Here is a 26174-nt window from a genome sequence, read left to right on the forward strand (position 1 = left end):
CAAACGTCAAATCAGCTCTTGGCCTTCGGCATTTGCGACACCAGCGACAGCCCGATGTCCATACCCTCTACCTGGAAGTGCGGGATGATGAAGAGCTTGATGCGGAAGAAACCCGGGTTGTCCTCGATGTCCTCGACGGTCACCTTCGCGTCGCGCAGCGGGTGCGAGGCCTGCAGTTCGTCGCCCGGATCCTTCATCTCGGTCACGAGACCCTTGATCCAGCTGTTCAGCTCGAGCTCAAGCAGACGCCGATCCTTGGTCGTGCCGATGTTCTCGCGCTGGATCAGCTTCAGATAGTGGGCAATCCGCGACAGCAGGAAGATGTACGGCAGGCGTGCGTTGATGCGGCTGTTGGCCGTCGCTTCCTTCGTCTCGTACAGCGCGGGCTTTTGCGTCGAGCTGGCCGAAAAGAAGCACGCGAAGTCGTGGTTCTTGTAGAACGACAGCGGAATGAAGCCCAGATTCGCGAACTCGAACTCGCGCGTCTCCGGAATCAGCACTTCCGTCGGGATCTTCGGCTGCACGCCGGTGCCGAGGTCGTACAGGTGGACCGGCAGGTCCTCGACCTTGCCGCCAGCCTGCGGGCCGCGGATCTGCACGCACCAGCCGTTGTTCACGAAGCTGCGCACCATGTTGGCCGCGAACGCGAAGGAGGCGTTGACCCACAGGTACTTGTCGTGGTCCGGGCCCTTCACGGCTTCGTCGTAGTTGAACGCGCGTACCGGCGTCGTGTCCTTGCCGTACGGCAGGCGCCCCAGCACGCGCGGCATCGTCAGGCCGACATAGCGTGCGTCATCGGTGTCGCGGAAGCTCTTCCACTTGATGTACTCGGCGCGATCGAAGTAATTGCCGATGTCCTGAATGGCCGCCACTTCCTCCATCGACTGCTTGCCGAAGAACGCTGCGCCGACCGAGCCGATAAACGGCATGTGCGCGGCGGCCGCCACCTTCGAGATGTTGCGCAGGAGCGCCACGTCCATAGGCGAATTCTCGAACTCGAAGTCGCTGATCATCGCGCTGATCGGCTGGCCGCCCGGCGTGTCGTATTCCTCGATGTACGTCAGGCGATACAGGCCGCTTTGAATCAGTTCCGGCGTGTCCTCGAAATCGCGTTGCAGCGCATCCTTCGATACGTCCAGCACTTCGATACGCGCATTCTTGCGGAAGTCCGTGCGTGACACGAGCATCTTGAGACCGCGCCAACGGCCCTCGAGCGCCTGGAATTCCGGCGTATGCATCACGGCGTCGAGCTGGCGGCTGATCTGCCGGTCGAGCTGACCGATATGGAAATCGAGTAACGACTTGTCGAGACGGTCGACCGGCTTGCTTTCCTTCGCGATCAGGTTGAGCAGCGCGTCCATGCCGCGCGCGACGCGTTCGTCGGCCGATGCCTCCGACAGCGTGTCGTTATCTCGGAACGCTTCGAGCGGACGCGCCTCGGCGACCGTCTTCAGGTTGATCTTGTTGCACAGCGCGGCGTAGACGCTGTCGTTTTCGAGCACAACGGTCTCGGCTGCCCCCTGACGGGATTCGTTCTGTTTCATTGCTTGTCCTGTCTGCGTATGTAAAGCGATCTGGTTGCGGAATGCGGTAAAGGCTCGCTTGGGCCGGCCGCGTTCAGGCATGGCCTTCCGGTTGCGTCGCTGCCGTCGCGATCTGCGACAGCTCGCCGCGCAGCTTGTCAGACAGGCGCTTGTCCTTCAGGATCTTCTCGAACTCGCGGCGGAACGTGCCGTTGTCGAGCAGGTTGCTCTTCAAATCGCGCATCAGATTGCGCATCGCCAACATCGCCTGCAGTTCCGGGATCTGGCGCGCAACCTGTTCCGGCTCGAAGTCCTTCATCGAGCGGAACGACAGATTGACCGGCAATTCCGAGCCATCGCCGGCCAGGGTGTTCTCCGCGGCGATCTTGAGATCGGGCGCATAGTCCGCCAGGACCGCATCGAAGTTGTTCTTGTCGATGTTGACCTTCTTGCGCTCGGCCAGCGGCGCCTGCTCGCGGCCCGCGCTGAAGTCGCCCGCCACGAGCAGCTTCAGCGGCAGCTCGATCTTCTTCTGGGCGCCGCCCGTATGCAGATCCAAGGTAATTGAAACGCGACCTTTCGGAATTTCTCTCTGGAAGCTATCCATTTGCAATCCTTATTTGTTAATGGTCGAGCACGGCGCAGACGCACACCGCATCCGGCACGATGTCGACGTGGTCGCTACCTTGCGCACGTGTGCCAAGCACCTGAGGCACGGTGTGTCCCGATCGATTATTCATCGTGTGGTCTCCGTTCGTACGGCGAAATCGAACGGGACTTATACATGGTAAACACGGCATACGTCAAAGCTTGTTGCGTATTAGCCTCGAAATAAAAGCTCAATCAAATGTCAAATTTCATGTCTATTTTTCTGGATTTAACGTTCATCAACACCAATTCAGACAGTTCCCGATGCAATCACATCTGCGGTCAATTATCTCGGTATTTCATATTGCACCATATGCCCGCCATACAACGGTCACACCAGAATCTCAAAATAACCACAATTCCGTAATCTCAATAATAAAAATCCAAAAAAATGTACCTTCGTGGTTTTTACGATCTCACGATCCGCTACGATTCCAATTAGTAAACCAAACTACTTGGCTATTGCACTGCTCGATCAGGATCATGTATAGGCTTACGCACTTGAACCGATAACGAACAAACAGACCATACTCATGCGGATCGATAAACCGCTGTTCCACGAGGGGCTCATCCTGACGCAGCAGCACTTCCAGCAGCAGGCGCGCTGGGCCGAATTTGCACTCCATCAATTCGCGACGGCTGCGCTCGCGCAACCGTGGGGCACACTGGGCGTCGAGGTCGACGAGGAAGCACTGGCCACTGGCCGCATCAAGCTCACGCGACTCAAGCTTCGGTTTACGGACGGCACGCCGATCGATACGACCCTCGCCGATCCACTGCCTTCCGCGCGCGATCTGACTCAAGGCGTCCCCGCCGATCTGCAGAGCGTTGTCGTGCTCGCCGCGCTCGCACTGCCGAATGCGAACGGCAACAACTGCCGCTTCGACGAGGCCACGCTCGCGCGCCCACGCCGCTCGTACCGGGAGTTCGTCAAGGTCACGGACCTGAACGGGACGGGAGAAACGGAGATCGCGGCCGAGCGCCACGCTGTGCGCCTGCTGTTCGACTTCGAGTCACATGCGGACGACACGGTTTGCGCGATCGCACGGCTTACGCGAGGAACAAATGGCCAGTTCCAGATCGATCAGCGGTTCGTGCCGCCGTGCCTGACGCTCGGCAGTCATCCACTGCACCTTGAGCGCATCAATCGCCTGGCGGACATCCTGCATGCCAAGAGCCTCGCGCTCGGCGTGCGCCGCAGCGAGCGCATCGATCAGGTCGCCGAATACGGTGTCGCCGATGTGCAGCTCTTCTGGCTGCTTCACTGCATCCATGCCGCCTGGCCGCAACTGAGGTTGTTCGCCACCCACCCCGGCCGATCGCCGGAGCACCTGTACGCCACGCTCGCGCAACTGGCCAGCGCGCTGATGACCTTCTCGACTTCGTCTGATCTCACGGACATTCCGGCGTACGACCACGCGCGTGCCGACAAAGTGTTCACGAAGCTCGAAGCGATGATTCGCGACCTGCTCGACGCGATCATTCCGTCGCGCGTCGTGTCGATCGGCCTCACCCGCCAGAGCCCGACGACGTGGACCGGGCAGTTCCTCGACGAGCGGATCGTCGAAGGCGCTGCCGACTGGTACCTGTCGGTCAATGCGCCGACACCCGCCTTCACGCTCGTCGAGCAGTTCCCGCGGCTCTGCAAGATTGGCGCGCCGGACGAAGTCGAACACATCGTCAATTCCGCGCTCCTCGGCATTCCGCTCAAGGCCGTACAGCGTGTACCGGCCGCGATTCCGGTGCGGCTCGACAACCAGTATTTCGCGCTCGATTCGAATGATCCGGCGCATGCGCGCATGCTCGCCGCGCGCGCCTGTCAGATCTACCTGCCGGCGTCCGTGCCCGACGCCTCGCTCGAACTCTACGCGGTGCTTCGCTCATGAACGCCCTGACTTCTAGCCGTAGTGAAGCGGCCCTCCCGCAGGAAGCGCCTGGCGCCGGCCGCGTGCCGGGCAGCGGTATCCGGGACCTGCTGAGCAATACGGCGCTGCTCGTCACGACATTGGCGCCGGGCGGCCGGACGCGCGATGCGGACGAATTGCGCGAACACTGCGGACAGCTCATCAACCAATTCTCGACCGCGCTGCAGCAGCGCGGTTATCCGGACGACGTACGCAATGAGGCGCTGATCGCGCAATGCGGCTTGCTCGACGAGGTGGCGCTGCGGCATCTGCCGCTCGATGTAAGGTCCGAATGGGCCGGGAAGCCGTTGCAGGTCGAGCGCTTCGACCTGCACGATGCCGGCGAGCGCGTGTTCGACCGGCTCGAGGAGCGCATGCGAGAAACACCGCCGCAGACCGATCTGCTCGAGTGTTATTCGGCCATCCTCGGGTGCGGTTTTGTCGGCCGCTACACCCGTGACGCGCTCGAGGGGGAAGCAAAGCGCGCGGCGCTGATCGATTCATTGGATGCCCGGTTGAACAAGCTCCGCCCATCGTCGGACCGGCCGTTCATCACCGATCGCGCCGGCCTGCGCCTGTCCGACTGGTTCTACCGGCTGTCCCCGTGGGCGATCGCGGGTTTCGCTTGCGTAGCCGTGGCGATCGTCTGGGGCGCATGGGCCACGGGGCTCGACATGCAGGTTGCGCAACTCGTATCCGCAAAGGTCGCCCGGCCGTGAAATCCGACCTGCCTGTCCTGTCCGCGACATCGGCGCCGGCACCCGACCATCCTCACGAGGGGCTCGGCTACCCGTTCCGAGTGATGACCGTGTTCGCGACCGCGTCGGCGCTTGCGTTGATCTGGCTTGTGCTGCCGCTCGAGCGCGGCATGGTCTGGACGCTCACGGCGATCATCGGGCTCGTTGCCGTCGCGCTCATCGGGTGGCGCAGCCACCAGTTATTCCGCGTGCGTGAGCAAAGCGCACACATACTGGCGGCGCTCGGTGAGGCGACCGCGGAGATCCCCGTCAAACTTCGCACGCGCATGCCGTTGGTGCTCGTGACGGGCGACGGCTTGTCGGCGCTGTTCAACCGAGCTGGAGAAGCACGACATGCGCACGTCGGCGACGGCGGGATCTGGCTGCGCGTCGACCGCGTGCGGGATCTGCCACGGCTGGCCGTGGCGGTCAGGCAGTGGCGCGATGGACGCGCGCCGGACGGCGTCGTGCTGACGGTCGCGCCCGCCCTGCATACGGGAACGGACATGCTGACACAACAGCTGCGTGCCGTACGGCAGGCGTTCGCCGATGCGGCGCGCATGCTCGGCGTGAGATTGCCCGGGTATGTTGCGATCTACCAGCGGCTTACGACCGGCCCCGCCAGTCCCGCGATACCGCAGTGGTACGGGGTGTCTTCCGCTACCCACCTGGTGGACGCGGGCCGTTTCGAACCGGTGATCCGTGCCGCCGAGAACGAGATGCAGCACGCGGCCGGAGAACAGACCACGGCGGTTCGCACCGCGGCCCTCGCATCGATCATCGGATGGACGCAGCGGGTCGTGATCGGCGCACTGACGGATCGTCATCATCCGGCGACGCCCTCGACACTGTTCGGCGCCGGCTGGATCAACTGCGGCCCCGAGAGCGGAACGGGGAACCCTTGGGAACGTGACGTCGAGATGCAGACCCGGGTGATGCGGGCCGATGCCAGCGCCTCGCCACTGCCGTGGCCGCTGCCGCAACCGTTGATCGAGGCGATGCCTCATCGGCATTGGATATCGCCACGCATGGCGGCCATCGCTCATGCGCTCGCGTTGCTGGCGTGTGCGGCCGCTGTCGCCTTCTGGGGCGCCGCAAAAAATAATGAGGCGTTGCTGACGCGTATCAGCACCGATCTCGATCGGTATTCGATGACCCCGGCCGCGCACGATGCCGCGAAGCGCGACGCATTGAAGGTCCTCATCGCCGATCGCGACCGGCTCGACTTGTATGCGCGCACGGGTGTTCCGCTGCGCCTGTCGTTCGGCATGTACCGGGGCATGCACGTGATGCCGGCGCTGAACGACGCGATCGCCTCCTACGAACCGCCCCCCGCCCCGCCGCCGCCCGCCGTCGTCACGCTGGACAGCATGTCGCTGTTCGACAGCGGCAAGTCCCGACTGAAGTCAGGCACCACGCGCGCGATGGTCGGCGCGCTCGACATGATCAAGGCGCATCCCGACAAACGGATTCTCGTCGCGGGCTACACCGACAACGTCGGCAATCCGGATAGCAACCTCAAGCTTTCGACGGCGCGCGCGCAAGCCGTGCGCGACTGGCTGATTGACGGGTCTGGTATTCCGGCCACGCAGTTCGCCATCCAGGGCTACGGCGTAACGCGACCGATAGCGGACAACGACACGCCCGACGGGCGCGCGCGAAACCGACGCGTCGAGATCACGCTGATCCCGGACGTCGGCAAATAGAAACAGTTTTACCCCCGGAGCAAACCACTTCGGGATTCTGAGGCTCGGGGGCTGACTCCGAGTATTGGTAGCAGTACGAAAAAATGGAGTGAAAGATGGCAATTCCGGCATATATGTGGCTCAAGGACGACGGTGGCGCCGACATCAAGGGCTCGGTGACGGTTCAGGGCCGCGAAGGCAGCGTCGAGCTCGTCGAATTCGGTCACGGCGTGCACATCCCGACCGATGGCAACACGGGCAAGCTGACTGGGACGCGCGTTCACAAACCGATCACGCTGACCAAGGAAACCGACGCGTCGACGCCGTACCTGTACAAGGCGGTAACAAGCGGCCAGACGCTGAAGTCGGTTGAGATCAAGTGGTACAAGATCGACGACGCGGGCAAGGAAAAGGAGTACTTCAACACCAAGCTCGACAACGTGAAGGTCGTCGCCGTGAATCCGGTGATGCACGACATCAAGAACCCGGACTACGAGAAGCACAACCACCTCGAGAACGTCGAGTTGCGCTACGAGACGATCACCTGGTCGTACAAGGACGGCAACATCATCCACAAGGATACGTGGAGCGAGCGTTCCTGATCCTGACCGATTGGTCGGAACCGACTGGCTCCCTGGCGGTTCCTTTGCCGGCCTGACCGATTCAGGCTGGCCTTTTTACATCCGCGAGTGGCGCGCCCAACGGCTGCCGCCGCCCCAATCCCGACCGCCCTGTCATGACTCTGCGAGACACCACTCACTTGCTCCGCCAGCTCAATCCGCACTGCGCGAAAACACTCGAGGCGGCCGCGAGCCTATGCCAGGGTCGGCTTTCGGACGAAATCACCGTCGAACACTGGCTGCTGAAGTTGATCGAGGCAGGCGACGGCGACATTTCGGCGGTCCTGCGACACTACGGGATCGATATCGATGCCGTCTGGAATGCGCTGATCGCCGCGATCGAGCACCTGCCCCGCAACCTGCGCGGCAAGCCGGCGCTTTCGCCACAACTGGCAACGATGCTGCAGGATGCGTGGCTTCGCGCATCGCCCGAGGGTGACGATGCGTCGATCCGGTCAGGTAACCTGTTGCAAGCGATCGTCGACGCGCCGCACGTGTTGCGCGCGCAGAATGCATGGCCGCTGCTGTCGATCAGCAGCGCACAGATTGAGCGGCTCCTGCCGCGTCTCGCGCACCGCTCCTGCGAAAGCAGGCTCGACGAACACGAAGCCGATGCCTGCGAGCCGGTCACGGCGATGTCTAACGATGCGCGTGCGGGCGTGCCAACGGCTACCGAAACCCATGCGCCCCGACGGACGACCGAGGGCGACGCACTCGCCCGCTTCGCGATCGACCTGACCGACAAGGCCCACAACGGCCAGATCGATCCGGTGTTCGGCCGCGATCGCGAGATCCAGCAGATGGTCGACGTGCTCGCGCGGCGGCGCAAGAACAATCCGATCCTCGTCGGCGAGCCCGGCGTCGGCAAGACCGCGCTCGTCGAAGGCCTCGCGTTGCGCGTCGCAGAGGGGAGCGTGCCGAACGTGATTCGAAATGTACGCATCCTCACGCTGGACCTGGGTTTGCTGCAGGCCGGCGCCGGCGTGAAGGGCGAATTCGAGCAGCGCCTGAAGAACGTGATCGACGAAGTGCAAGCGTCGCCCGTGCCGACCCTGCTGTTCATCGACGAAGCGCACACGCTGATCGGCGCGGGCAATGCCGCCGGCGGCGCCGACGCAGCGAACCTGCTTAAGCCCGCACTCGCGCGCGGCGAGCTGCGCACGATCGCGGCCACTACGTGGTCCGAGTACAAGGAATACTTCGAGCGCGACGCCGCGCTCGAGCGCCGTTTCCAGATGATCAAGGTCGATGAGCCCGACGACGACACAGCGTGCCTGATGCTACGAGGGCTCAAGAGCCGATACGCGACATACCATAATGTCCACATCAGGGATGAGGCGCTCGTCGCCGCGGTCAAGCTCTCGCGCCGCTACATTCCCGCGCGGCAGTTGCCGGACAAGGCGGTTGACCTGATCGATACGGCCGCCGCCCGCGTACGCATGGGTCTGGAATCTCCGCCGGCGGAGCTGCAGCGCGCCCGGGCCGCGGTCTCCGCGCTGGAACTGGAAGTCGACATGCTCGAAGCCGATCAGCAAGCCGGTATCGACGGTGCGGACGCACGCCGTGCCGCGCTTGACGCAGCGCTCGCAAACGCGAAGGCAACGCTGGCTGATTTGCACGCGCGCTGTGAGCAGGAGTGCAAGCTCGTTCAGGCGCTGCACGAACAACGCGACCTTGATCCATCCAAGCGCGACGACGCGTCGCTGGCGCACGCACGCCACGCGCTCGCCAGCGTGCAGGGCAAGGCGCCGTTGATCTTCGCCGACGTCGACGCCCAGGCGATCGCGCGCGTGGTCGCCGAGTGGACCGGCGTGCCGGTCGGCAATCTGGTCGAGGATGAACTGCGGAGCCTCCTCGCGCTCGAAGCTCAGCTCGCCACGCGCGTGGTCGCACAGGACGACGCGTTGGCTGCACTGGCCGAAAGCCTGCGTACCGCGAAAGCGGGACTCAAGAACGAGCATGCGCCGCTCGGCGTCTTCCTGCTCACGGGGCCATCGGGCGTCGGCAAGACCGAAACGGCGTTGGCTCTGGCCGACCTGCTGTTCGGTGGGCAAGGTGCGCTTACGACGATCAACATGTCGGAGTACCAGGAATCGCACACGGTGTCGCAGTTGAAGGGCTCTCCGCCCGGCTATGTCGGCTATGGTCGCGGCGGGATCCTGACCGAGGCCGTGCGGCAACGCCCGTACAGCGTCGTGCTGCTCGACGAAGTCGAAAAGGCGCATCGCGACGTGCTCGACCTGTTCTATCAGGTGTTCGACCGCGGCATGATGCGCGACGGCGAAGGGCGCGAGATCGATTTCCGCAATTGCGTGATCCTGATGACGTCCAACCTCGGTAGCGTCCAGATCGACGAGGCGACTGCCGATGATGCCGAAACATCGCAAGCCGACCTGATCCAGGCCATTCATCCGCAACTCGTGTCGCACTTCCAGCCGGCTCTGCTCGCGCGCCTCCAGACACTGGTTTACCGGCCGCTCGACGTGACCGCACTCGCTTCGATCGTACGTCTGAAGCTCGCCAAGGTCGCCGACCGCTTGCGCAGGCAGCATGAGGTCGAGCTCACGTGCGACGACCCGCTGATCGGCACAATGGCCGAGCTGTGCCTTGCTCGCGAATCCGGCGCGCGCAATGTCGATGCATTCCTCAATCAGCGCATTCTGCCCGCCGTGTCCCGTGAGTTGCTTGCGCGCATGGCTGCCGGCAACACGCCGGCCCGGATCTTGCTCGCGAGTTCGGCCGATGGCAACGTGACGATCGACTTCGTCGATCGCGACAACAACACTGTCGTCGGCCATCCGGCGCCCGCGGCGATGATCGCATAACAGGAGCGACACCGTGCCGGCAGGCCCATCCCTTTATGACATGCTGCTCGGGCAGATCGGTGGCGAACCGCTCGATGCGTACGACGACCGAACGCTGGAATGCTTGAGCGTGCAGCAAAACGTGCGGCGCATCCTGAACACGCGCGCCGGCGCGCTCAAGCATCTGCCTGACTACGGTCTGCCGGACCTGACGAACATCTACAAGGCGCTGCCTGCGTCCGCGCACATGCTCAAGGAGCAAATGGAAGCGACGCTGCTGAAATTCGAGCCACGCATCCGTTCGATCGACGTCGAGATCCTCGAGAACGACGACCCCGGCGTGCTCGTGAGTTTCGAAATGACGTGCCATCTGAAGAAGGCCGGACTCGTTCGGTTCGGCACGTACTTCGAGCCGCCCGGGCGGATGCGGTTGGAGCGAATGCAACAGGCGAAATCCGGCAGATATTGACCGTTCCACAAATCGCGACATCGCCAAAGTGTGGCCTGCTTCCAGTAAGGAGCGGCCGAGGACGCCGACGTCAATCGCGTTGCCGTTCAGGCTTTCGGCGACGGGCGTGGCCGCCTGGAAGTGCTTCCACTCAATCGTGTACGGCAGAGCCTTCAGCACGCCGGGAACACCGTCCACCGGGCTTCACGGCAAGTCGTTCGAATGATTCCTCGATAGATATTTCGTGCACGAAATAAATCCTGATATATATTTCGCATACGAAATACCTACCCGAACGAGGACGGCTATGACGTCGGAACCTGTCGAGTTTTGCGCCGCCGACGGCTATACGCTGCGCGGCACGCTGTGGTCGCCGGACGCGCCGCCGCGCGCGCTGGTGTTGATCCATCCGGCCACCGCCGTGCCGGAGCGGCTGTACGCGGGCTTCGCGCGCTTCCTGACCGAACGCGGCTTCGCGGCGCTGACTTACAACTATCGCGGCATCGGCGCGTCGCGGCCCGCGCGGCTGAGCGCGCTGCAGGCCAGCATGCGCGACTGGGTCGAGCTCGACGTCGGCGCCGCGATCGCGTGGGCGCGCGATGCGTACGCGGGGTTGCCGCTGCTGGCGGTCGGGCACAGCGTCGGCGGCCACGCGATCGGGCTGTCGGCCGGCACCGCGCATCTGCGCGCGGCCGTGCTCGTCGCCGCGCACGCGGGCAGCACGCGGCTGATTTCCCGCGCGGCCGAACGGCTGAAGGTGCGGCTGATCCTGCGCGTGCTCGGCCCGCTCGCGTCCGCGCTGCTCGGCTACGTGCCCGGCAAGCGGCTCGGGCTCGGTGAGGACCTCCCCGCCGGCGTGTTCCGCGAGTGGAGCCGCTGGACCACGTTGCCGCGTTACTTCTTCGACGATCCGACGCTCGGCGCAGCCGAGCGCTTCTCGAAGCAGCAGTTGCCGATTCTCGCGCTCGGCTTCGACGACGATCCGTGGGCAAACCCGCCCGCGATCGACCTGCTGGTAAGCTACCTGACCCGGGCGGCCGTCGAACGCCGCCAGATCGATCCGAACGCCGCGGGCAGCGGACCGGTCGGACACATGGGCTTCTTCCGCAGCCGGCCAGGCACCGTGCTGTGGCCAGCAGTCGCCGACTGGCTCGCGCAGGCGCTCGACGCGCAGCGCGCCGCGGGTCGACCGTCCCTTTCCATTGCAGCCGGGAACCGAGCTTGAGCGAAGACCGACGACTGTTTTTCCTGTTGAACATCGGCCAGCGGCGCGTGCAGCGCTGGGTCGACCGCAAGGCCGAAACCGATGCGCGCGCCAGCGCCGCGCAGGCCGGCGTGCTGTTCTGCCTCGCGAGGCAGGACGGCGCGCTGATCGGCGAAGTCGGCGCGGCGCTGCAACTGGCGCCGTCCGCGATGACGGGGCTCGCCGACCGGATGGCGAAGGCCGGCCTGCTCGCGCGGCACGCCGATTCGGACGACGGGCGGGCAACGCGCCTGTTCCTGACTGACGAAGGACACGCGGCGCTCAAGCGTGCGCGCGTGGCGCTGCGCGAGCTGAACGGCAAGCTGTGCGACGGGTTTTCCGACGAGGAACTCGACGTCGTCGCGCGCTGGCTGCACGCGTTGCAGGACCGCTTTCCGGCCGATCGCTGAACGGCGCCGGCGGTGCGCTGCATTGGCACGATGCAGCGTAATCGATAGCGATTCCGATTCGCGCTTTCGATTCGGTTTCCGAACTTTCCGGCGGCAAATTTTGCGTTCTGGATCCGCCGCTTCGGCAACGCTTTCCGGCTACGTCCTGTTACAAAAAATTGCCTGCCGCGCCGCATATCGATCGCCTACATTGCTATCCACTTCGACGCATTCGTCGTATGCACGGACTGGCCTTCCCGTCGCGTCTGCATCCCGGGACGCACCCGACAAGCAATGAAAACGAACAGGTGTCTTGACCGACGTGCTGGCGGCATCCAGCACACGCGGAGTGCGATGACTGAAGCGGCTTCCTGAACGACACGATCCGACGCGTGGCACGGCATCCATTGCCGCCGCGTACCGGCGCGCGACGTGCCGCTGTGCCGTGACATCGCCGCCGCACGTGAACGAGGAGCAGTCCCATGCGACGCACGATGGTGTCCCACTCGCTTGTCACCCGCTTCACCCGCCTGTCCGCCGCGACGGCAATGGCGATGGCCGCCGCCGCGGCCGCGCATGCCGACCCCGTGGTCGTGTCCGGCCCGAGCCCGTTCGCCGCCTGCACCATCGGCGGCCCCGGCACGAACTACGTGAACGCCGAGGTCGAACCATGGCTCTCGGTCAATCCGGCGAACCCGACCAACATGATCGGCGTGTGGCAGCAGGATCGCTGGTCGAACGGCGGCGCCCACGGGCTCGTCGCCGGCTATACGTTTGACGGCGGCGCGACCTGGGCGCGCACGCCGCAACCGTTCAGCGCCTGCGCGCCGGGCGGGCTCAAGTACGAGCGCGCGTCGGATCCATGGGTGTCGTTCGGGCCCGACGGCACCGCGTATTCGGTATCGATCTCGTTCAACCAGTCGAACAACGGCAATGCGGTCGCGGCCTCGGTGTCGACCGACGGTGGACAGACGTGGAGCAGCCCGGCCGTGCTGATCGCGAACGACGAACCGACGACGCAGTTCTTCAACGACAAGGAATCGGTGACAGCGAACCCGGTGAAGGCCGGCACGGCCTACGCGGTGTGGGACCGCCTCGAGCTGCCGAACGGCAACCCGTACGCGAACCTGCACACACAGGCATATCGCGGGCCGACGTTCTTCTCGAAGACGGTCGACGGCGGCAAGACGTGGAGCAGAGCGAACGTCATCGTCAATGTGCCGTCGCGTCAGCAGACGATCGGCAACCAGATCGTCGTCGCCCCGAAGACCGGTACGCTCTACGACTTCTTCGACCTGATCCAGCCGCCGTTCAGCAAGGCGGCCGGCAAGGTCGCGTTCATCAAGTCGACCGACGACGGCGCGACCTGGACGAAGCCGCAGGTGATCGCCGGGCTGCAGACGGTCGGCGTGACCGATCCGAACACCGGCGAACCGGTACGCACCGGCGACATCATTCCGGAACCCGCGATCGATCCGGCATCGGGGCAGCTGTACGTCGTCTGGCAGGACAGCCGCTTCAACGGCGGCAACTACGACGAGATCGCGCTGTCGACGTCGAAGGACGGCGGCGCGAGCTGGAGCGCGCCGCTGCAAGTGAACACGCCGACCGGGCGTGCCGCGTTCAATCCGTCGGTGCGCGTCGACAATGCCGGCTCGGTGATGGTCACCCACTACGACTTCCGCGACCTGCAGGCCGGCAATACAACGACGCTGCCGACCGGGTTCTGGCGCAAGATCTCGCATGACGGCGGCACCACGTTCGCCGACGAGCGGCGCGTCGGCGGCCCGTTCGACATGAAGCTCGCGCCGAACGCGGAAGGTTTCTTCATCGGCGATTACCAGGGGCTCGACGTGCTGCCGTCGTCGTCGTTCCACCCGTTCTTCGTCCAGACCAACGCGGGCAACCTGACGAACCGCACCGACGTGTTCTTCGCGCCGTGATGCGCGCATGAGCGCAGCGCTGCCGCGACGTCCCTCGCGTCGCGGCAGCGTGCCCGCATGCGCGTCAATGCATGTCGGTCAGCACGATGCGGCCGTCGACCTTCCCGTCGCGCAGCCGCGCGAATATGTCGTTGATGTTGCCGAGCCGGTCGCGATGGATGTGCGCGCGCACCAGTCCGTCCGCCGCGAAGTCGAGCGATTCCTGCAAATCGCGACGCGTGCCGACGATCGAGCCGCGCACCGTGATGCCGTTCAGCACGGTCGAGAAGATCGGCAACGGGAAATCGCCGGGCGGCAAGCCGTTGAGCGCGACCGTGCCGCCGCGCCGCACCATCCCGAGCGCCTGCGCGAACGCGCTGCGCGACACGGCCGTGACCAGCACGCCATGCGCCCCGCCGATCTCCTTCTGGATGACCTTCGCCGGATCGTCGGTCGACGCATCGATCGTCAGTTGCGCGCCGAGCTGGCGCGCAAGTTCGAGCTTGGCCGGAGACACGTCGATCGCCGCGACGTGCAGGCCCATCGCGCGCGCGTATTGCACGGCCACGTGGCCGAGCCCGCCGATACCGGAAATCGCGATCCACTGGCCCGGACGCGTATCGGTGACGCGGATGCCCTTGTACACCGTCACGCCCGCGCACAGGATCGGCGCGATCTCGTCGAACGCGACCTGCGCCGGCAGATGGCCGACGTAGTCGGGATCGGCCAGCACATATTCCGCATAGCTGCCGTTGACCGAATAGCCGGTGTTCTGCTGCCCGTGGCAAAGGGTTTCCCAGCCGGTGTGGCAGTACTCGCAGTGACCGCATGCCGTGTAGAGCCAGGGTACGCCGACGCGGTCGCCCTCGCGCACGTGCGTGACGCCCGCGCCGACCGCCGCGACGACGCCCACGCCTTCGTGTCCGGGAATGAACGGCAGCGTCGGCTTCACGGGCCAGTCGCCGTCGGCTGCGTGCAGGTCCGTATGGCAGACGCCCGACGCCTTGATGTTGACGAGGATCTGGCCTGCGCCCGGCGTCGGGATCGGCACTTCCTCGATGCGCAACGGTTCGCCGAACGCGTGCACCACGGCCGCTTTCATGGTTTGAGTCATGCGTCGCTCCTGTCTGGTCGATGACCGCGCCAGTATCCGGGCTCGAAACCGCAACGCATTGATACGCATCAACGGGGCAGAAATCGTGCGCGCCCGCGGCGGATTCATCGCGAGACATGGTTCCTCGCGTCACCGGCCCCGCTGCCGGTTTGACGTACCGCCTCTGTTTTCTCAGCCATTTCGGCAGGTTGTCGGAAACCCCGTGGCCCACCGTCATTCCGCTTGGAATTCGAAATGATATAACATATCATTTCGCGAGCTCGTCCACCTGCAGCCGTTCCATCCGGGTGGCCGGGTTACGCCGAGTCATATCCAAACGGGTCACTTCGCGCCGCAGACGCAACAATATATCGTATCCAGCCGTGACCCACATGACTCGTTTCCCGATCCGATTCCAACCGATTCACCGACCATGCGCGACCTCCCTCGTCTACCGCTTCGCCCGCTCCCGCCCGTTTCGCTGATGCTGTTCGCCGCCGTCGCGCACGCGCAAGCCGATACGCCCGCCTCGTCAACGCCGACGCACACCACGCCGCTCGCGCCGATCTTCGTGACCGCGAACCCGCTCGGCGACACCGAGCTGATCTCGCCGACCGTGCAACTGTCCGGCGACGCGCTGACGCGCCGCCAGGCCGATTCGCTCGGCGAAACGCTCGATGGCCTGCCCGGCGTGTCGACCACCACCTACGGGCCGATGGTCGGCCGCCCGATCATTCGCGGGATGGACGGCGACCGGATCCGGTTGCTGCAGAACGGCGTCGCCGCCTACGACGCGTCGTCGCTGTCGTACGACCACGCGGTGCCGCAGGATCCACTATCGATCGAACGCGTCGAGATCGTGCGCGGGCCGGCCGCGCTGCTGTATGGCGGCAACGCGGTCGGCGGTGTCGTCAACACGATCGACAACCGGATTCCGCGCGAGGCGATCGAAGGCGTAACGGGCGCGCTCGACGCGCGCTACGGCGGGGCCAATTCGATGCGCGCGGGCGCCGCGCAGGTCGAAGGCGGCAACGGCCGCTTCGCGTTCCATGTCGACGCATTCGACCGGGAAACGAGCAAGCTGCGCATTCCCGGCTACGCGCGCAGCAGCCAGCAACGGGCGATCGACGGCCCCGACACGCCGCAACCGTACGGTAACGTGCCGAACAGCGACGGCCGCGTGCATGGCGGCGCGCTCGGCGCGTCGTACACGTGGGCCGATGGCTTCGCGGGCCTGTCGTACAGCGGCTACGAGTCGAACTACGGCTCCGTCGCCGAGGACGACGTGCGCTTGCGGATGCGCCAGGAACGCCTCGCGCTCGCGTCCGAGGTGCGCAACCTGAGCGGTCCCTTCACGAAGCTGAAGTTCGACTTCGCGTACACCGACTATCGCCACAAGGAAGTCGACAACGGCGCGACGGCCACCACTTTCCGCAACCGCGGCTACGAGGCGCGCATCGAGGCGCGGCATCGCAAGATCGGCCCGTTCGAAGGCGCGATCGGCGTGCAGTTCGGCCAGAACACGTTCTCGGCGCTCGGCGACGAGTTGCTCGTGCCGTCCACGCGCACGAACAGCGTCGCGCTGTTCGGCCTCGAGGAATGGCAGGTCGCCCCCGCGCTGAAGCTGAGCCTCGGCGGGCGCTTCGAGCACGTGAAGGTCGATCCCGATCCGGCCGGCGTCGAGAAATTCGCGCTCGCGCAGTCGCGCGACTTCAATGCCGGCAGCGTATCGGCCGGCGCGCTGTTCTCGCTGACGCCCGTGTGGTCGGTCGCGGCGAACGTCGCGTACACGGAACGCGCGCCGACCTTCTACGAGCTGTACTCGAACGGCCCGCACGACGCGACCGGCCAGTTCCTGATCGGCAACCCGAACGCGTCGAAGGAAAAGGCCGTGTCGACCGACCTGTCGCTGCGCTATGCAAGCGGCCCGAACCGCGGCAGCGTCGGCGTGTTCTACAACCGCTTCTCGAACTACCTGACCGAGTACAACACGGGCCGCATCGTGAACGGCGACGGCGAACCGGTCGCACCCGGCGCCGGCGATACGCTCGACGAAGCAATCTATCGCGGCGTGCGCGCCGAATTCTACGGCGTCGAACTCGACGGCAAGTGGCGCGCGTTCTCGCGGCGCGGTCACACGGTCGATCTTGAACTGACCGCCGACTACACGCATGCACGCAACGTCGACACCGGCCAGCCGCTGCCGCGCATCGCGCCGCTGCGCGCGACGCTCGCGGCCGATTATGGCTACGGCCCGTTCGGTGCGCGCGCGCAGGTCACGCACGCGTGGTCGCAGCACCGCGTGCCCGACAACGACTTTCCGACCGACGGTTACACGTCGCTCGGCGTGATGCTCACGTACAAGTTCCGTGTCGGCGCGACGCACTGGCTCGCGTACCTGCGCGGCGACAACCTGACGAACCAGGAGATCCGCTATGCGACCTCGGTCGTGCGCGGCTTCGCGCCGCAAGGCGGCCGCAGCGTGATGGCCGGCCTGCGCACGACGTTCTGATCGCCGGACGGCCCGCGGCGCCGGCCGCGGGCCGGATCGAACGGGCATGCATTCGTAGACCAGTTTTACGGGGCCGAATCGGGCGTTCCCCAACGTCCGACCGTAAATGCGCGATTCACCCGTAAATCGACGAACATGCCAATCGGACGATTTTGGAAACCGACCGGAACTTATTAACTTTCGCCAAAAGGCGATATTTATATCCGCGTATGAACGCGACGATCATCGGTGATTCCCGAGCCTTTCTCCGGATCGGGAACGCCCGACCGGCGGGGATTCCAGCGAAAAAAGAATAAATATCAGGGTTTTCGATGGGTAAAGAAATATCCGGCATTCCCGTTAATGACGGCACGGGCCTGCACGCGGTCGAACAATAAATTCCCATCACCAACCACTCGCACGGGGGCACATCGTGAAAATCGCCAGAATAACCATCAAGACAAAACTGCTTGGCGGCTTCGGTTTGCTCGCCGTGGTCGTCGTGATCGTGTCGGGCATGGCGCTGAAAGCGCTGTCCGATACGAACGACGAGTTTTCCCGGTACATGAACGGCGTCAATGCGCGCGCAAACTTGTCCGCGCAAATCCGTACGGCGGTCGACCGGCGCGCGATCGCCGCGCGCAACCTGGTGCTCGTGACCACACCTGCCGACATCCAGCTCGAACTGGCCGAAGTGCAGCAGGCGCACAAGGACGTGCAGGACCGTCTCGCGAAGCTGAAGGACATGATGGCGAACGCGACCGACACGACCGACCGCGCGCGCGAACTGGTCGCCGAGATCGGGCGCGTCGAAGCGAGCTACGGGCCGGTTGCGCTGAATATCGTCGGGCTCGCGCAGGCCGGCAAGAAGGACGAGGCAACCGCCGATATCGACAATCGCTGCCGTCCGTTGCTCGCGCAACTGGTTCGCGCAACCGATGCGTACGCAACCTATACGCACGAGCGCGAAGTCGCGATCGCGCAGGCATTCGCGGATCGCTACGCGATCGAGCGCAACCTGCTGCTCGCCATCTGCGCAATCGCGATCGTGGTGGCGGCTGGCGGCGGCCTGTGGCTGACGCGCAGGATCACCGCACCGATCGTCGCGGCGGTCGACGTCGCGCGCACGGTGGCCAACGGCGATCTCGGCAGCCGCATCAGCGTGAGCGGCAACGACGAAACGCGCGACCTGCTCGACGCGCTGTGCACGATGAATGCGCGGCTGATCGACATCGTCGGTCGCGTCCGCGATTCGTCGAACAGCATCGCGCATGCGGTGGGCGAAATCGCATCGGGCAATCTCGACCTGAGCCAGCGCACTGAGGAACAGGCCGCATCGCTGCAGGAAACCGCCGCGACGATGGAGGAATTCACGTCGACGGTGCGCCTGAACGCGGAGAACGCGCAGCAGGCGAGCACGCTCGCCGCGAATGCGTCGGACGTCGCGCTGCGCGGCAGCGCGGTGGTCGGCCGCGTGGTCGATACGATGACGGAGATCGGCAACAGCTCGTCGAAAATCGCGGACATCACCGGGATCATCGAAGGCATCGCATTCCAGACCAACATTCTCGCGCTGAACGCGGCCGTCGAGGCGGCACGCGCGGGCGAACAGGGCCGCGGCTTCGCGGTGGTCGCGAGCGAGGTGCGCAGTCTCGCGCAACGTTCGTCCACCGCCGCGAAGGAAATCAAGGAACTGATCTCGGCATCGGTACAGACGATCCAGGACGGCTCGGCGCTCGCGGGCGAAGCCGGCAAGACGATGTCGGACGTAACGCGAGCCGTCGCGCGCGTCACCGACATCATGGGTGAAATCGCGGCCGCATCGGCCGAACAGAGCCGCGGCATCGATCAGGTGAACCTGACGATCACGCAGATGGACGAGACGACGCAGCAGAACGCGGCGCTCGTCGAACAGGCCGCGGCCGCGTCGAAATCGCTCGAGGCGCAGGGTCGCGATCTGTCGGAGACGGTGTCCGCATTCCGGATGCCGGCCGGCGAACATACAGCATCGACACGCACGCGCACGCATGCGGCCGACGGCGCATCGCACTGGCAAGCTGCCGCCGCGTAACGCGTCACGCGTCGCTCGAAACACGATGCGCGGCCGCGCGGTACGCGGTCCGGCCGCGCATCGCCCCGCCTGCGTGCGACGGTCGTCGTGCTCGTTCGGACCTGAAACGCCAGGCGTCGCGCGGCACGCATTCTCTCGCGCGTCGACCACGCGCATCGCGCTCGATCGAAGCAATTTCGATCGACGCCGAATACGATCCCTTTCTCCGGAATCGCCGCTTCCCGTTGCACACGTTGCCGCGCAATTTCCGGTCCCGCCCCATACGCGACGCAGCATGTAATGAACCGACGTGCGAATTCGCCGATCGCGGTCATGCACTTTTAAATCAGCCGAATGACGAGTATGCTTAAAAAAGCACTCCACGTTCGAACGGCGAATCGCATGCCCTGATTCCCGTCCGCTCGTATCGCGGCCCCATCGCGCCACGCGTCGATGGCGGCGTCCGCCTCGCGCCCTGGCCGCACGAACCTTCCCCAACCATTCGCAGGAGAGCTGGTGAGCCGACTCGTCGTCGTATCCAATCGTATTGCAGATCCCCGTAAAGCCGCGGCAGGCGGGCTTGCCGTGGCCGTGAAAGACAGCCTGCAGGAATCGGGCGGCGTCTGGTTCGGGTGGAGCGGCAGGTTGCGTGGCGAAGGCGAACGCCCCGCGCACGGCGACGACGTGCAGATCCAGAATGTCGGCGGCATCCAGCTCGCGACGATCGATCTCGATCCGCAGGATTACGACGCGTACTACCTCGGCTACTCGAACAACGTGCTGTGGCCGGTGTTCCACTACCGCCTCGATCTCGCGCAGTTCGACCGCCGCTTCGCGGACGGCTACCGGCGCGTGAACCAGTTGTTCGCGCGCAAGCTGAGCACGCTGCTGCGCCCCGACGACGTCGTCTGGGTCCACGACTACCAGCTGATTCCGCTCGCCGCCGAACTGCGTGCGACGGGCTGCACGAATCCGATCGGCTTCTTCCTGCACATTCCGATGCCGCCGCCGCCGATCATGGCCGCGATCCCGGAGCACGAGTGGCTGATGCGCTCGCTGTTCGCCTACGATCTCGTCGGCTTCCAGACCGAATCGGATCTGCTTCACTTCGAGCATTACGTCGAGGCCGAAGCCGGCGCCGCGCGGCTGCCGGACGGCCGCCTGCACGCGTTCGGCCGCACGCTGTCGGCCGGTGCGTTCCCGATCGGCATCAACGTCGACGAATTCGCGGCGCTCGCGGAGAATCGCGACGGCATCGACATGTTCGAGCGGATGCGCGACGAATATTCGCGCCGCCAGCTGCTCGTCGGCGTCGACCGGCTCGACTACACGAAGGGGCTGCCGCAGCGCGTGCACGCATTCCGTCAGTTGCTCGAACAATATCCGGAGAACCGCGACCGCGCGACGCTGATCCAGATCGCCGCGCCGAGCCGCGAGGATCTCGGCGCATACGACGACCTGCGGCGCGAGATGGATAGCCTGTGCGGCGCGATCAACGGCGATTACGGCGAACTCGAGTGGATGCCGATGCGCTACATCCACCGCACGGTCGCGCGCAAGCGCTTGCCGGGCCTCTACCGCGCGAGCCGCGTCGCGCTCGTCACGCCGCTGCGCGACGGGATGAACCTGGTCGCGAAGGAGTTTCTCGCCGCGCAGGACGAGGCCGATCCGGGCGTGCTCGTGCTGTCGCGTTTCGCGGGCGCGGCCGAGCAACTGAAGCCCGCACTGCTCGTCAATCCGTATGACACGCAAGGCACCGCGCAGGCGATCCAGCGCGCGCTCACGATGCCGCTCGACGAGCGCCGCCAGCGTCACGACGCGCTCATGGCGATCGTGCGCAAGACCGACGTGCACTGGTGGCGCACACGCTTTCTCGACGCGCTCGCCGAAGCGGCGGAAGTCGCCGCCGCGACCGCGTCCTGACGCACGCTCACACGCCGGTCATCTCGCGGTCGAGCACCGCGCCGTTCACATCCCGCACCGCCACCGAAATCGGAATGCCTTCGCGCATGCTCTCGGTCACCACGCAATATGCATCGAACCGGTCGAGCATGCGCGTGGCCGCCGCGAGATCGGCCCACGCCTTGCCGACCGACAGCGTCACGGCCATCGCGCCCACGCGCACCCTGCCCGCTTCGTTCTGCACCATGTCGACGTCGATATGCGCGGTGACCGGCTGCGGATCGACGCGCTGTTTCTCGAGCGCGAACAACAGGCTCGCCGCGAGGCAGCTCGCGACCGCCGCGGCCAGCAGCCGGACGGGATTCGGACCGCGGCCGGCGCCGAGCGGCGGCGGCTCGTCGGTGAGCACCGGCGAAAGCTCCGTGCCGGCAAACGTGACTTCGAAACTGAAACGCGCATGCTGCGCGACATCGACCGATACGTGCGCCTCGCTCATGGCGACTCCGTGACTGGAAAAGGGGAAACGAAACGCCGGCGCAACGCCTCGCCGGCGAGATTGAATCGCAGCGACGGTGCGGCACGCTCGTGGCCACCCGCCGGCTGCGCGACAGGCTCGCACTTCAGCGTTCGGGTTCGCGCGGCGGCCCGTATGCGACGAAATCGCGCTCGATCGCCGACGCCTGCTCCGGCGCATTCGCGCCCGAGCCCGGCCCGAGATCGGTCGTGGATGGCGCGGCGCCAGGCGCCTCGCGCCCGTCGATCAGCGCCTGCAACGCATCGCGTTCGAGCACCTCGCACGCGAGCAGCCGTCGTGCGATCCGCTCGAGCGCTTCGCGACGCTCTCCGAGCGTCGACGCGACGCGCGCATGCGCATCGGTCAGCAGCGTGTGCACCTCGTCGTCGATCATCCGTGCGGTGTGCTCGCTGCAGCGTGCCTCGCCCGCATGCCATGCGCCCGGTATGCCGGTGCGCGCATCGCCGTCGTCGAAGCTCACCAGCCCGATCTGCTCGCTCATCCCGTATTGCATGACCATGTGGCGCGCCATCGCCGTCGCGCGCTCGAGATCGTTCTGCGCGCCCGTCGACACGTCGCCGAACACGAGTTCTTCCGCGACACGCCCGCCGAGCAGCGCGTCGATCCGGTCGAGCAGCTCGCTCCTGCGCAGGACGTAGCGATCCTCGGTCGGCACCTGCTGCGTATAGCCGAGCGCGGCCACCCCGCGCGGGATGATCGACACCTTCTTCACCGGATCGCAATGCGCGCGGCTTTCCGCGACGAGCGCATGGCCGGCCTCGTGATAGGCGATCGTCAGCTTCTCCTGCGCGTTCATCACGCGGCTCTTGCGCTCGAGGCCGGTCAGCGCGCGATCGATCGCCTCGTCGAAGTCGTCCATCCCGATCGCCGGCTTGCCGAGTTCCGCCGCATGCAGCGCGGCCTCGTTGACGACGTTCGCGAGATCGGCGCCGACGAAGCCCGGCGTGCGCGACGCGAGTTCGCCGAGGTCGACGTCGGCCGCGAGCTTCACGCGCTTCACGTGCACGCCGAGGATCTGACGGCGGCCGTTCACGTCGGGCCGGTCGATCGCGATGTGACGGTCGAAGCGGCCCGGGCGCAGCAGTGCGGGATCGAGAATCTCCGGCCGGTTGGTCGCGGCCATGATGATCACGCCGGAGCCGGCCTGGAAGCCGTCCATCTCGACGAGCAGCTGGTTCAGCGTCTGCTCGCGCTCGTCGTTGCCGGACATCGGGCCGACACCGCGTACCTTGCCGAGCGCATCGAGCTCGTCGACGAACACGATGCACGGCGCCTTCTGCTGCGCCTGCTCGAACAGGTCGCGCACGCGCGCCGCGCCGACGCCGACGAACATCTCGACGAACGCGGAGCCGCTGATCGAGAAGAACGGCACGGCCGCCTCGCCCGCCACCGCGCGCGCGAGCAGCGTCTTGCCGGTGCCGGGCGCGCCGACGACCAGCACGCCCTTCGGAATCTTGCCGCCGAGCCGCTGGTAGCGATCCGGATCGCGCAGGAACGAGACGAGCTGTTGCAGCTCGGCCTTCGCTTCGTCGATGCCCGCGATGTCGTCGAACGTGATGCCGGTTTCCTGCTGCACGTATACGCGTGCGCGGCTCTTGCCCATTCCGGTGAAATCCTGCAGCCCGCCGCGCTTGCGCAGCATCAGGTTCCAGATGAATACGAACGCGACGAGCGGCACCAGCCACGACGCGAGCGACGCGATCCAGCCGGTGTCGGACGCGCCGTGAAAGCGGATGCCGGCGGCGCTCAGCGTGTCGATCAGCTGCGGGTCGGTCACGCGGTTGGTGGCGAAGCGCGGCGGCGTGCCGCCCGACTTCACGGCCGCGACATCGGACGCCGGCAGCATCGCGCCGGCCTGCGGCATCGTCAGCGTGCCTGTGATCGTCGTCGATCCGATCTCGAGATCGTCGACGAGCCGCGCGGCGACGAGCCGATGGAAATCGCTGTACGCGATCAGCGTCGACGCCGGACGCAGCATCAGCAACTGCGCGGCGAACAGCACAAAGAAGCCCGCCGCGATCAACAATCCTGCGAAGTCGAATTTCCTGTCCATGGCATCGGGCCGGCCGGTCGCGCCGCTGCGCGCTTATGCGTGCCCGCGCGCCGGGCCGGCACGCGGCATCGGCAGCCACGCGCATACGGAATGCATCCGCGTCATCGTCGCCTCGTTTCGTCGCATGAATGACACCGCGAAGGCGCGCCACGCGCCGTTCGCGCGGACGACGCACGGCAATGCGCCGCCCGTGATTCAAGTCTAGTTCGCGCGCGGGCGTCCCGCATCGTCCGACAAACAGCTTTCGTCGCGGCGGCCCGGCGCGTTATAGTCGCGCTCATGACATTTTTGTGACAGCCGGCATCGCCCCGCCCGGGCGCGACGCCGGCCGTTGCGTCCCGTCCCGCGTCGCGGCAGGCCGCGCGACGCTGCCGCGCATCGAACGACAACCGCCCATCCGAGGAGCTCACGACGTGAACGACACCCCCGATCGCCCCGACGACCTTCCCGTTGATCCCGACCGCCGCCGCATGCTCGGCGGCCTCGCCGCGCTCGGCGCGGGCGTCGCGCTCGGCGGCTGCGAGACCACGCCGGGCAGCGCGCCGCGCTCCGCCGCCGACCTGCGGCTCGACGAAGCGCTGCGCCGGCAGGTGCGCCACTTCGTCGTGATCTATGCGGAGAACCGCAGCTTCGCGAACCTGTACGGCGACTTCCCCGGTGTGCGCTACCCGCTGAGCGAGGTGCGGCCCGAGCATGCGCAGCAGCTCGATCGCGACGGCAAGACGCCGTTGCCCGTCCTGCCGAAAATCTGGGGCGGACTCGTGCCGCAGGCGCAGGAAGTGGACGGCAAGCGCTACGCGATCGCCGAGCGCGACATCGACAAGCTGCCGAACGCGCCGTTCCGGATCGCCGATGCGCAGGGCAAGCCGCTGCCGAACGGCGTGATCACCCGCGACCTGTGGCATCGCTTCTATCAGAACCAGATGCAGATCGCCGCGGGCCGCAACAACCAGTTCGCCGCGTGGGCCGATTCGGGCGGCCTCGTGATGGGCCATTACCGCAATTCGGCCGACTCGCTGCGGCTGTGGAACCTCGCGCGGCAATACACGCTGTGCGACAACTTCTTCATGGCGGCCTTCGGCGGTTCGTGGCTGAACCACATGTTCCTGATTTCCGCGCAGCCGCCGATCTATCCGGATGCGCACAAGCATCCGCACGCGGCGAAGCTGCTGTCGAAGGTCGACGGCGACGATCCGGCCGGCACGCGGCTGACGCTCGCCGCCGATTCGCCGGCCTCTGCGCTCGACGGCCCGCCGAAGTTCGCGGTCGACGGGCCGCTGACGCCCGACGGCTACGGCGTCAACACGATGGCGCCGCCGTACCAGCCGAGCTACGTGCCGCCGGCCGACCCTGGCAATGCCGCATACGCGGATCCGGCCGACCATCGCGTGATCCCGCCGCAGGGCCATGCGACGATCGGCGACCGCCTGTCGGAGAAGAACGTCGACTGGGCGTGGTACAGCGGCGCGTGGCAATACGCGCTCGAGCACCGCGATACGGGCATGGTGCCGGATTTCCAGTACCACCATCAGCCGTTCAACTACTTCGCGAACTACGCGCCCGGCACCGACGCGCGCCGCAAGCACCTGCGCGACGCGGGCCTCGGCGACGAGCCGTCGACCAACCATTTCATCGCCGACATCGACGCGGGCCGCCTGCCGGCCGTCGCGTTCTACAAGCCGCAAGGCAACCTGAACATGCACGCCGGCTATGCGGATGTCGAATCCGGCGATCGCCACATCGCGAACGTGATCGAACGCATCCGGCGCGGCCCGCAGTGGGCGAACACCGTGATCGTGATGACGCACGACGAGAACGGCGGCTGGTGGGATCACGTCGCGCCGCCGGTCGGCGATCGCTGGGGCCCCGGCTCGCGGATTCCCGCGCTCGTGATCTCGCCGTTCGCGAAGAAGGGTTACGTCGACCACACGATGTACGACACGAACTCGATCCTGCGTTTCATCAGCCGCGTGCACGGGCTCGCGCCGCTCGACGGCGTCGCCGCGCGCGACAAGGCATTCGCGTCGCGCGGCGCGCCGCCGCCCGGCGACCTGACGAACGCGCTCGATCTCGGCTGACGGCCGGCCGACGCTCCGCCGACATCCGCCTGAAACGACGACGCCCCGG

General features: G+C 65.8%; 18 protein-coding genes and 1 pseudogene. 13 read left to right on the forward strand and 6 right to left on the reverse strand.

Annotation, left to right across the window (positions count from 1 at the left end; genetic code table 11):
- Positions 1-11: 11 nt before the first annotated feature.
- Both tssC and tssB read right to left on the reverse strand, forming a co-directional pair.
- Positions 12-1544 carry a type VI secretion system contractile sheath large subunit gene (gene tssC / locus HWX25_RS19915; protein ID WP_059690135.1) on the reverse strand — a complete coding sequence of 511 codons (1533 nt, stop codon included), beginning with the start codon at positions 1542-1544 and terminating at the stop codon, positions 12-14.
- A gap of 73 nt (positions 1545-1617) precedes the next feature.
- Positions 1618-2130 (reverse strand): type VI secretion system contractile sheath small subunit, encoded by a 513-nt coding sequence (gene tssB / locus HWX25_RS19920; protein ID WP_175909929.1) that lies wholly within the window; start codon positions 2128-2130, stop codon positions 1618-1620.
- A 574-nt stretch (positions 2131-2704) separates the two neighbouring features.
- Between tssB and tssK the strand changes: the two genes are divergently transcribed.
- The 6 genes from tssK to tssE all read left to right on the forward strand — a co-directional run bounded on the left by tssK (position 2705) and on the right by tssE (position 10390).
- Positions 2705-4057: a type VI secretion system baseplate subunit TssK gene (gene tssK / locus HWX25_RS19925; RefSeq protein WP_175909931.1), complete on the forward strand. Its 1353-nt coding sequence runs from the start codon at positions 2705-2707 to the stop codon at positions 4055-4057.
- Entirely contained in the window at positions 4054-4794 is a 741-nt protein-coding gene (locus HWX25_RS19930; protein WP_175909933.1) for a DotU family type IV/VI secretion system protein, read from the forward strand. Before tssK ends, HWX25_RS19930 begins: the two co-directional genes overlap by 4 nt.
- Positions 4791-6518: an OmpA family protein gene (locus tag HWX25_RS19935; RefSeq protein WP_244138783.1), complete on the forward strand. Its 1728-nt coding sequence runs from the start codon at positions 4791-4793 to the stop codon at positions 6516-6518. Before HWX25_RS19930 ends, HWX25_RS19935 begins: the two co-directional genes overlap by 4 nt.
- 95 nt (positions 6519-6613) lie before the next feature.
- Entirely contained in the window at positions 6614-7099 is a 486-nt protein-coding gene (locus HWX25_RS19940) for an Hcp family type VI secretion system effector (RefSeq protein ID WP_059690140.1), read from the forward strand.
- Between the two features lie 134 nt (positions 7100-7233).
- Entirely contained in the window at positions 7234-9942 is a 2709-nt protein-coding gene (tssH, locus tag HWX25_RS19945; protein WP_175909936.1) for a type VI secretion system ATPase TssH, read from the forward strand.
- Between the two features lie 13 nt (positions 9943-9955).
- Positions 9956-10390: a type VI secretion system baseplate subunit TssE gene (gene tssE / locus HWX25_RS19950; protein ID WP_059700474.1), complete on the forward strand. Its 435-nt coding sequence runs from the start codon at positions 9956-9958 to the stop codon at positions 10388-10390.
- A 42-nt stretch (positions 10391-10432) separates the two neighbouring features.
- Here the strand turns inward: tssE and HWX25_RS33475 are convergent.
- A pseudogene (locus HWX25_RS33475) lies at positions 10433-10552 on the reverse strand (ABC transporter substrate-binding protein); the annotation flags it as partial.
- A 124-nt stretch (positions 10553-10676) separates the two neighbouring features.
- Here HWX25_RS33475 and HWX25_RS19955 point away from each other — a divergent pair.
- The 3 genes from HWX25_RS19955 to HWX25_RS19965 all read left to right on the forward strand — a co-directional run bounded on the left by HWX25_RS19955 (position 10677) and on the right by HWX25_RS19965 (position 13944).
- Complete coding sequence (locus HWX25_RS19955) at positions 10677-11594, forward strand: alpha/beta hydrolase (protein WP_175909938.1); 918 nt, start codon at positions 10677-10679, stop codon at positions 11592-11594.
- A complete protein-coding gene (locus HWX25_RS19960; RefSeq protein WP_059819129.1) occupies positions 11591-12022 on the forward strand; it encodes a MarR family transcriptional regulator in 432 nt (143 codons plus the stop codon). Before HWX25_RS19955 ends, HWX25_RS19960 begins: the two co-directional genes overlap by 4 nt.
- A 461-nt stretch (positions 12023-12483) precedes the next feature.
- Positions 12484-13944: a sialidase family protein gene (locus HWX25_RS19965; protein ID WP_175909941.1), complete on the forward strand. Its 1461-nt coding sequence runs from the start codon at positions 12484-12486 to the stop codon at positions 13942-13944.
- A 64-nt stretch (positions 13945-14008) separates the two neighbouring features.
- Here HWX25_RS19965 and adhP read toward each other — a convergent pair whose 3' ends face one another.
- On the reverse strand, positions 14009-15037 hold the full coding sequence (gene adhP, locus HWX25_RS19970; protein ID WP_059819131.1) for an alcohol dehydrogenase AdhP: 1029 nt from the start codon (positions 15035-15037) through the stop codon (positions 14009-14011).
- Between the two features lie 463 nt (positions 15038-15500).
- Here adhP and HWX25_RS19975 point away from each other — a divergent pair, with 463 nt between their 5' ends.
- The 3 genes from HWX25_RS19975 to otsA all read left to right on the forward strand — a co-directional run bounded on the left by HWX25_RS19975 (position 15501) and on the right by otsA (position 21480).
- Positions 15501-17528, forward strand: coding sequence for a TonB-dependent receptor (locus HWX25_RS19975; protein ID WP_175909942.1), 2028 nt, complete (start codon positions 15501-15503; stop codon positions 17526-17528).
- Positions 17529-17940: 412 nt separating this feature from the next.
- Positions 17941-19578, forward strand: coding sequence for a methyl-accepting chemotaxis protein (locus HWX25_RS19980; protein ID WP_175909943.1), 1638 nt, complete (start codon positions 17941-17943; stop codon positions 19576-19578).
- 495 nt (positions 19579-20073) lie between these two features.
- On the forward strand, positions 20074-21480 hold the full coding sequence (otsA, locus tag HWX25_RS19985) for an alpha,alpha-trehalose-phosphate synthase (UDP-forming) (protein ID WP_059525559.1): 1407 nt from the start codon (positions 20074-20076) through the stop codon (positions 21478-21480).
- Positions 21481-21487: 7 nt separating this feature from the next.
- Here the strand turns inward: otsA and HWX25_RS19990 are convergent, their stop codons facing one another.
- Both HWX25_RS19990 and ftsH read right to left on the reverse strand, forming a co-directional pair.
- Positions 21488-21955: an OsmC family protein gene (locus HWX25_RS19990; protein WP_175909944.1), complete on the reverse strand. Its 468-nt coding sequence runs from the start codon at positions 21953-21955 to the stop codon at positions 21488-21490.
- Positions 21956-22079: 124 nt separating this feature from the next.
- Positions 22080-24047 (reverse strand): ATP-dependent zinc metalloprotease FtsH, encoded by a 1968-nt coding sequence (gene ftsH, locus HWX25_RS19995; RefSeq protein WP_175909945.1) that lies wholly within the window; start codon positions 24045-24047, stop codon positions 22080-22082.
- A 413-nt stretch (positions 24048-24460) separates the two neighbouring features.
- On the opposite strand from ftsH, the gene HWX25_RS20000 reads away from it, so the two are divergent.
- Positions 24461-26125, forward strand: coding sequence for an acid phosphatase (locus HWX25_RS20000; RefSeq protein ID WP_175909946.1), 1665 nt, complete (start codon positions 24461-24463; stop codon positions 26123-26125).
- The last annotated feature ends 49 nt before the right edge of the window (positions 26126-26174 follow it).

Source organism: Burkholderia sp. BCC1640 (assembly GCF_902833125.1).
In the GTDB taxonomy this organism is placed as follows: Bacteria; Pseudomonadota; Gammaproteobacteria; order Burkholderiales; family Burkholderiaceae; genus Burkholderia; species Burkholderia diffusa.

Bases quoted from the DNA above. Each gene is read 5' to 3' on its own strand.
- adhP (WP_059819131.1), bottom strand. From the start codon at position 15,037: ATGACTCAAACCATGAAAGCGGCCGTGGTGCACGCGTTCGGCGAACCG.
- HWX25_RS19955 (WP_175909938.1), top strand. From the start codon at position 10,677: ATGACGTCGGAACCTGTCGAGTTTTGCGCCGCCGACGGCTATACGCTG.
- tssH (WP_175909936.1), top strand. From the start codon at position 7,234: ATGACTCTGCGAGACACCACTCACTTGCTCCGCCAGCTCAATCCGCAC.
- ftsH (WP_175909945.1), bottom strand. From the start codon at position 24,047: ATGGACAGGAAATTCGACTTCGCAGGATTGTTGATCGCGGCGGGCTTC.
- HWX25_RS19940 (WP_059690140.1), top strand. From the start codon at position 6,614: ATGGCAATTCCGGCATATATGTGGCTCAAGGACGACGGTGGCGCCGAC.
- HWX25_RS19965 (WP_175909941.1), top strand. From the start codon at position 12,484: ATGCGACGCACGATGGTGTCCCACTCGCTTGTCACCCGCTTCACCCGC.
- tssK (WP_175909931.1), top strand. From the start codon at position 2,705: ATGCGGATCGATAAACCGCTGTTCCACGAGGGGCTCATCCTGACGCAG.
- tssC (WP_059690135.1), bottom strand. From the start codon at position 1,544: ATGAAACAGAACGAATCCCGTCAGGGGGCAGCCGAGACCGTTGTGCTC.
- tssB (WP_175909929.1), bottom strand. From the start codon at position 2,130: ATGGATAGCTTCCAGAGAGAAATTCCGAAAGGTCGCGTTTCAATTACC.
- HWX25_RS19930 (WP_175909933.1), top strand. From the start codon at position 4,054: ATGAACGCCCTGACTTCTAGCCGTAGTGAAGCGGCCCTCCCGCAGGAA.
- HWX25_RS19975 (WP_175909942.1), top strand. From the start codon at position 15,501: ATGCTGTTCGCCGCCGTCGCGCACGCGCAAGCCGATACGCCCGCCTCG.
- HWX25_RS19990 (WP_175909944.1), bottom strand. From the start codon at position 21,955: ATGAGCGAGGCGCACGTATCGGTCGATGTCGCGCAGCATGCGCGTTTC.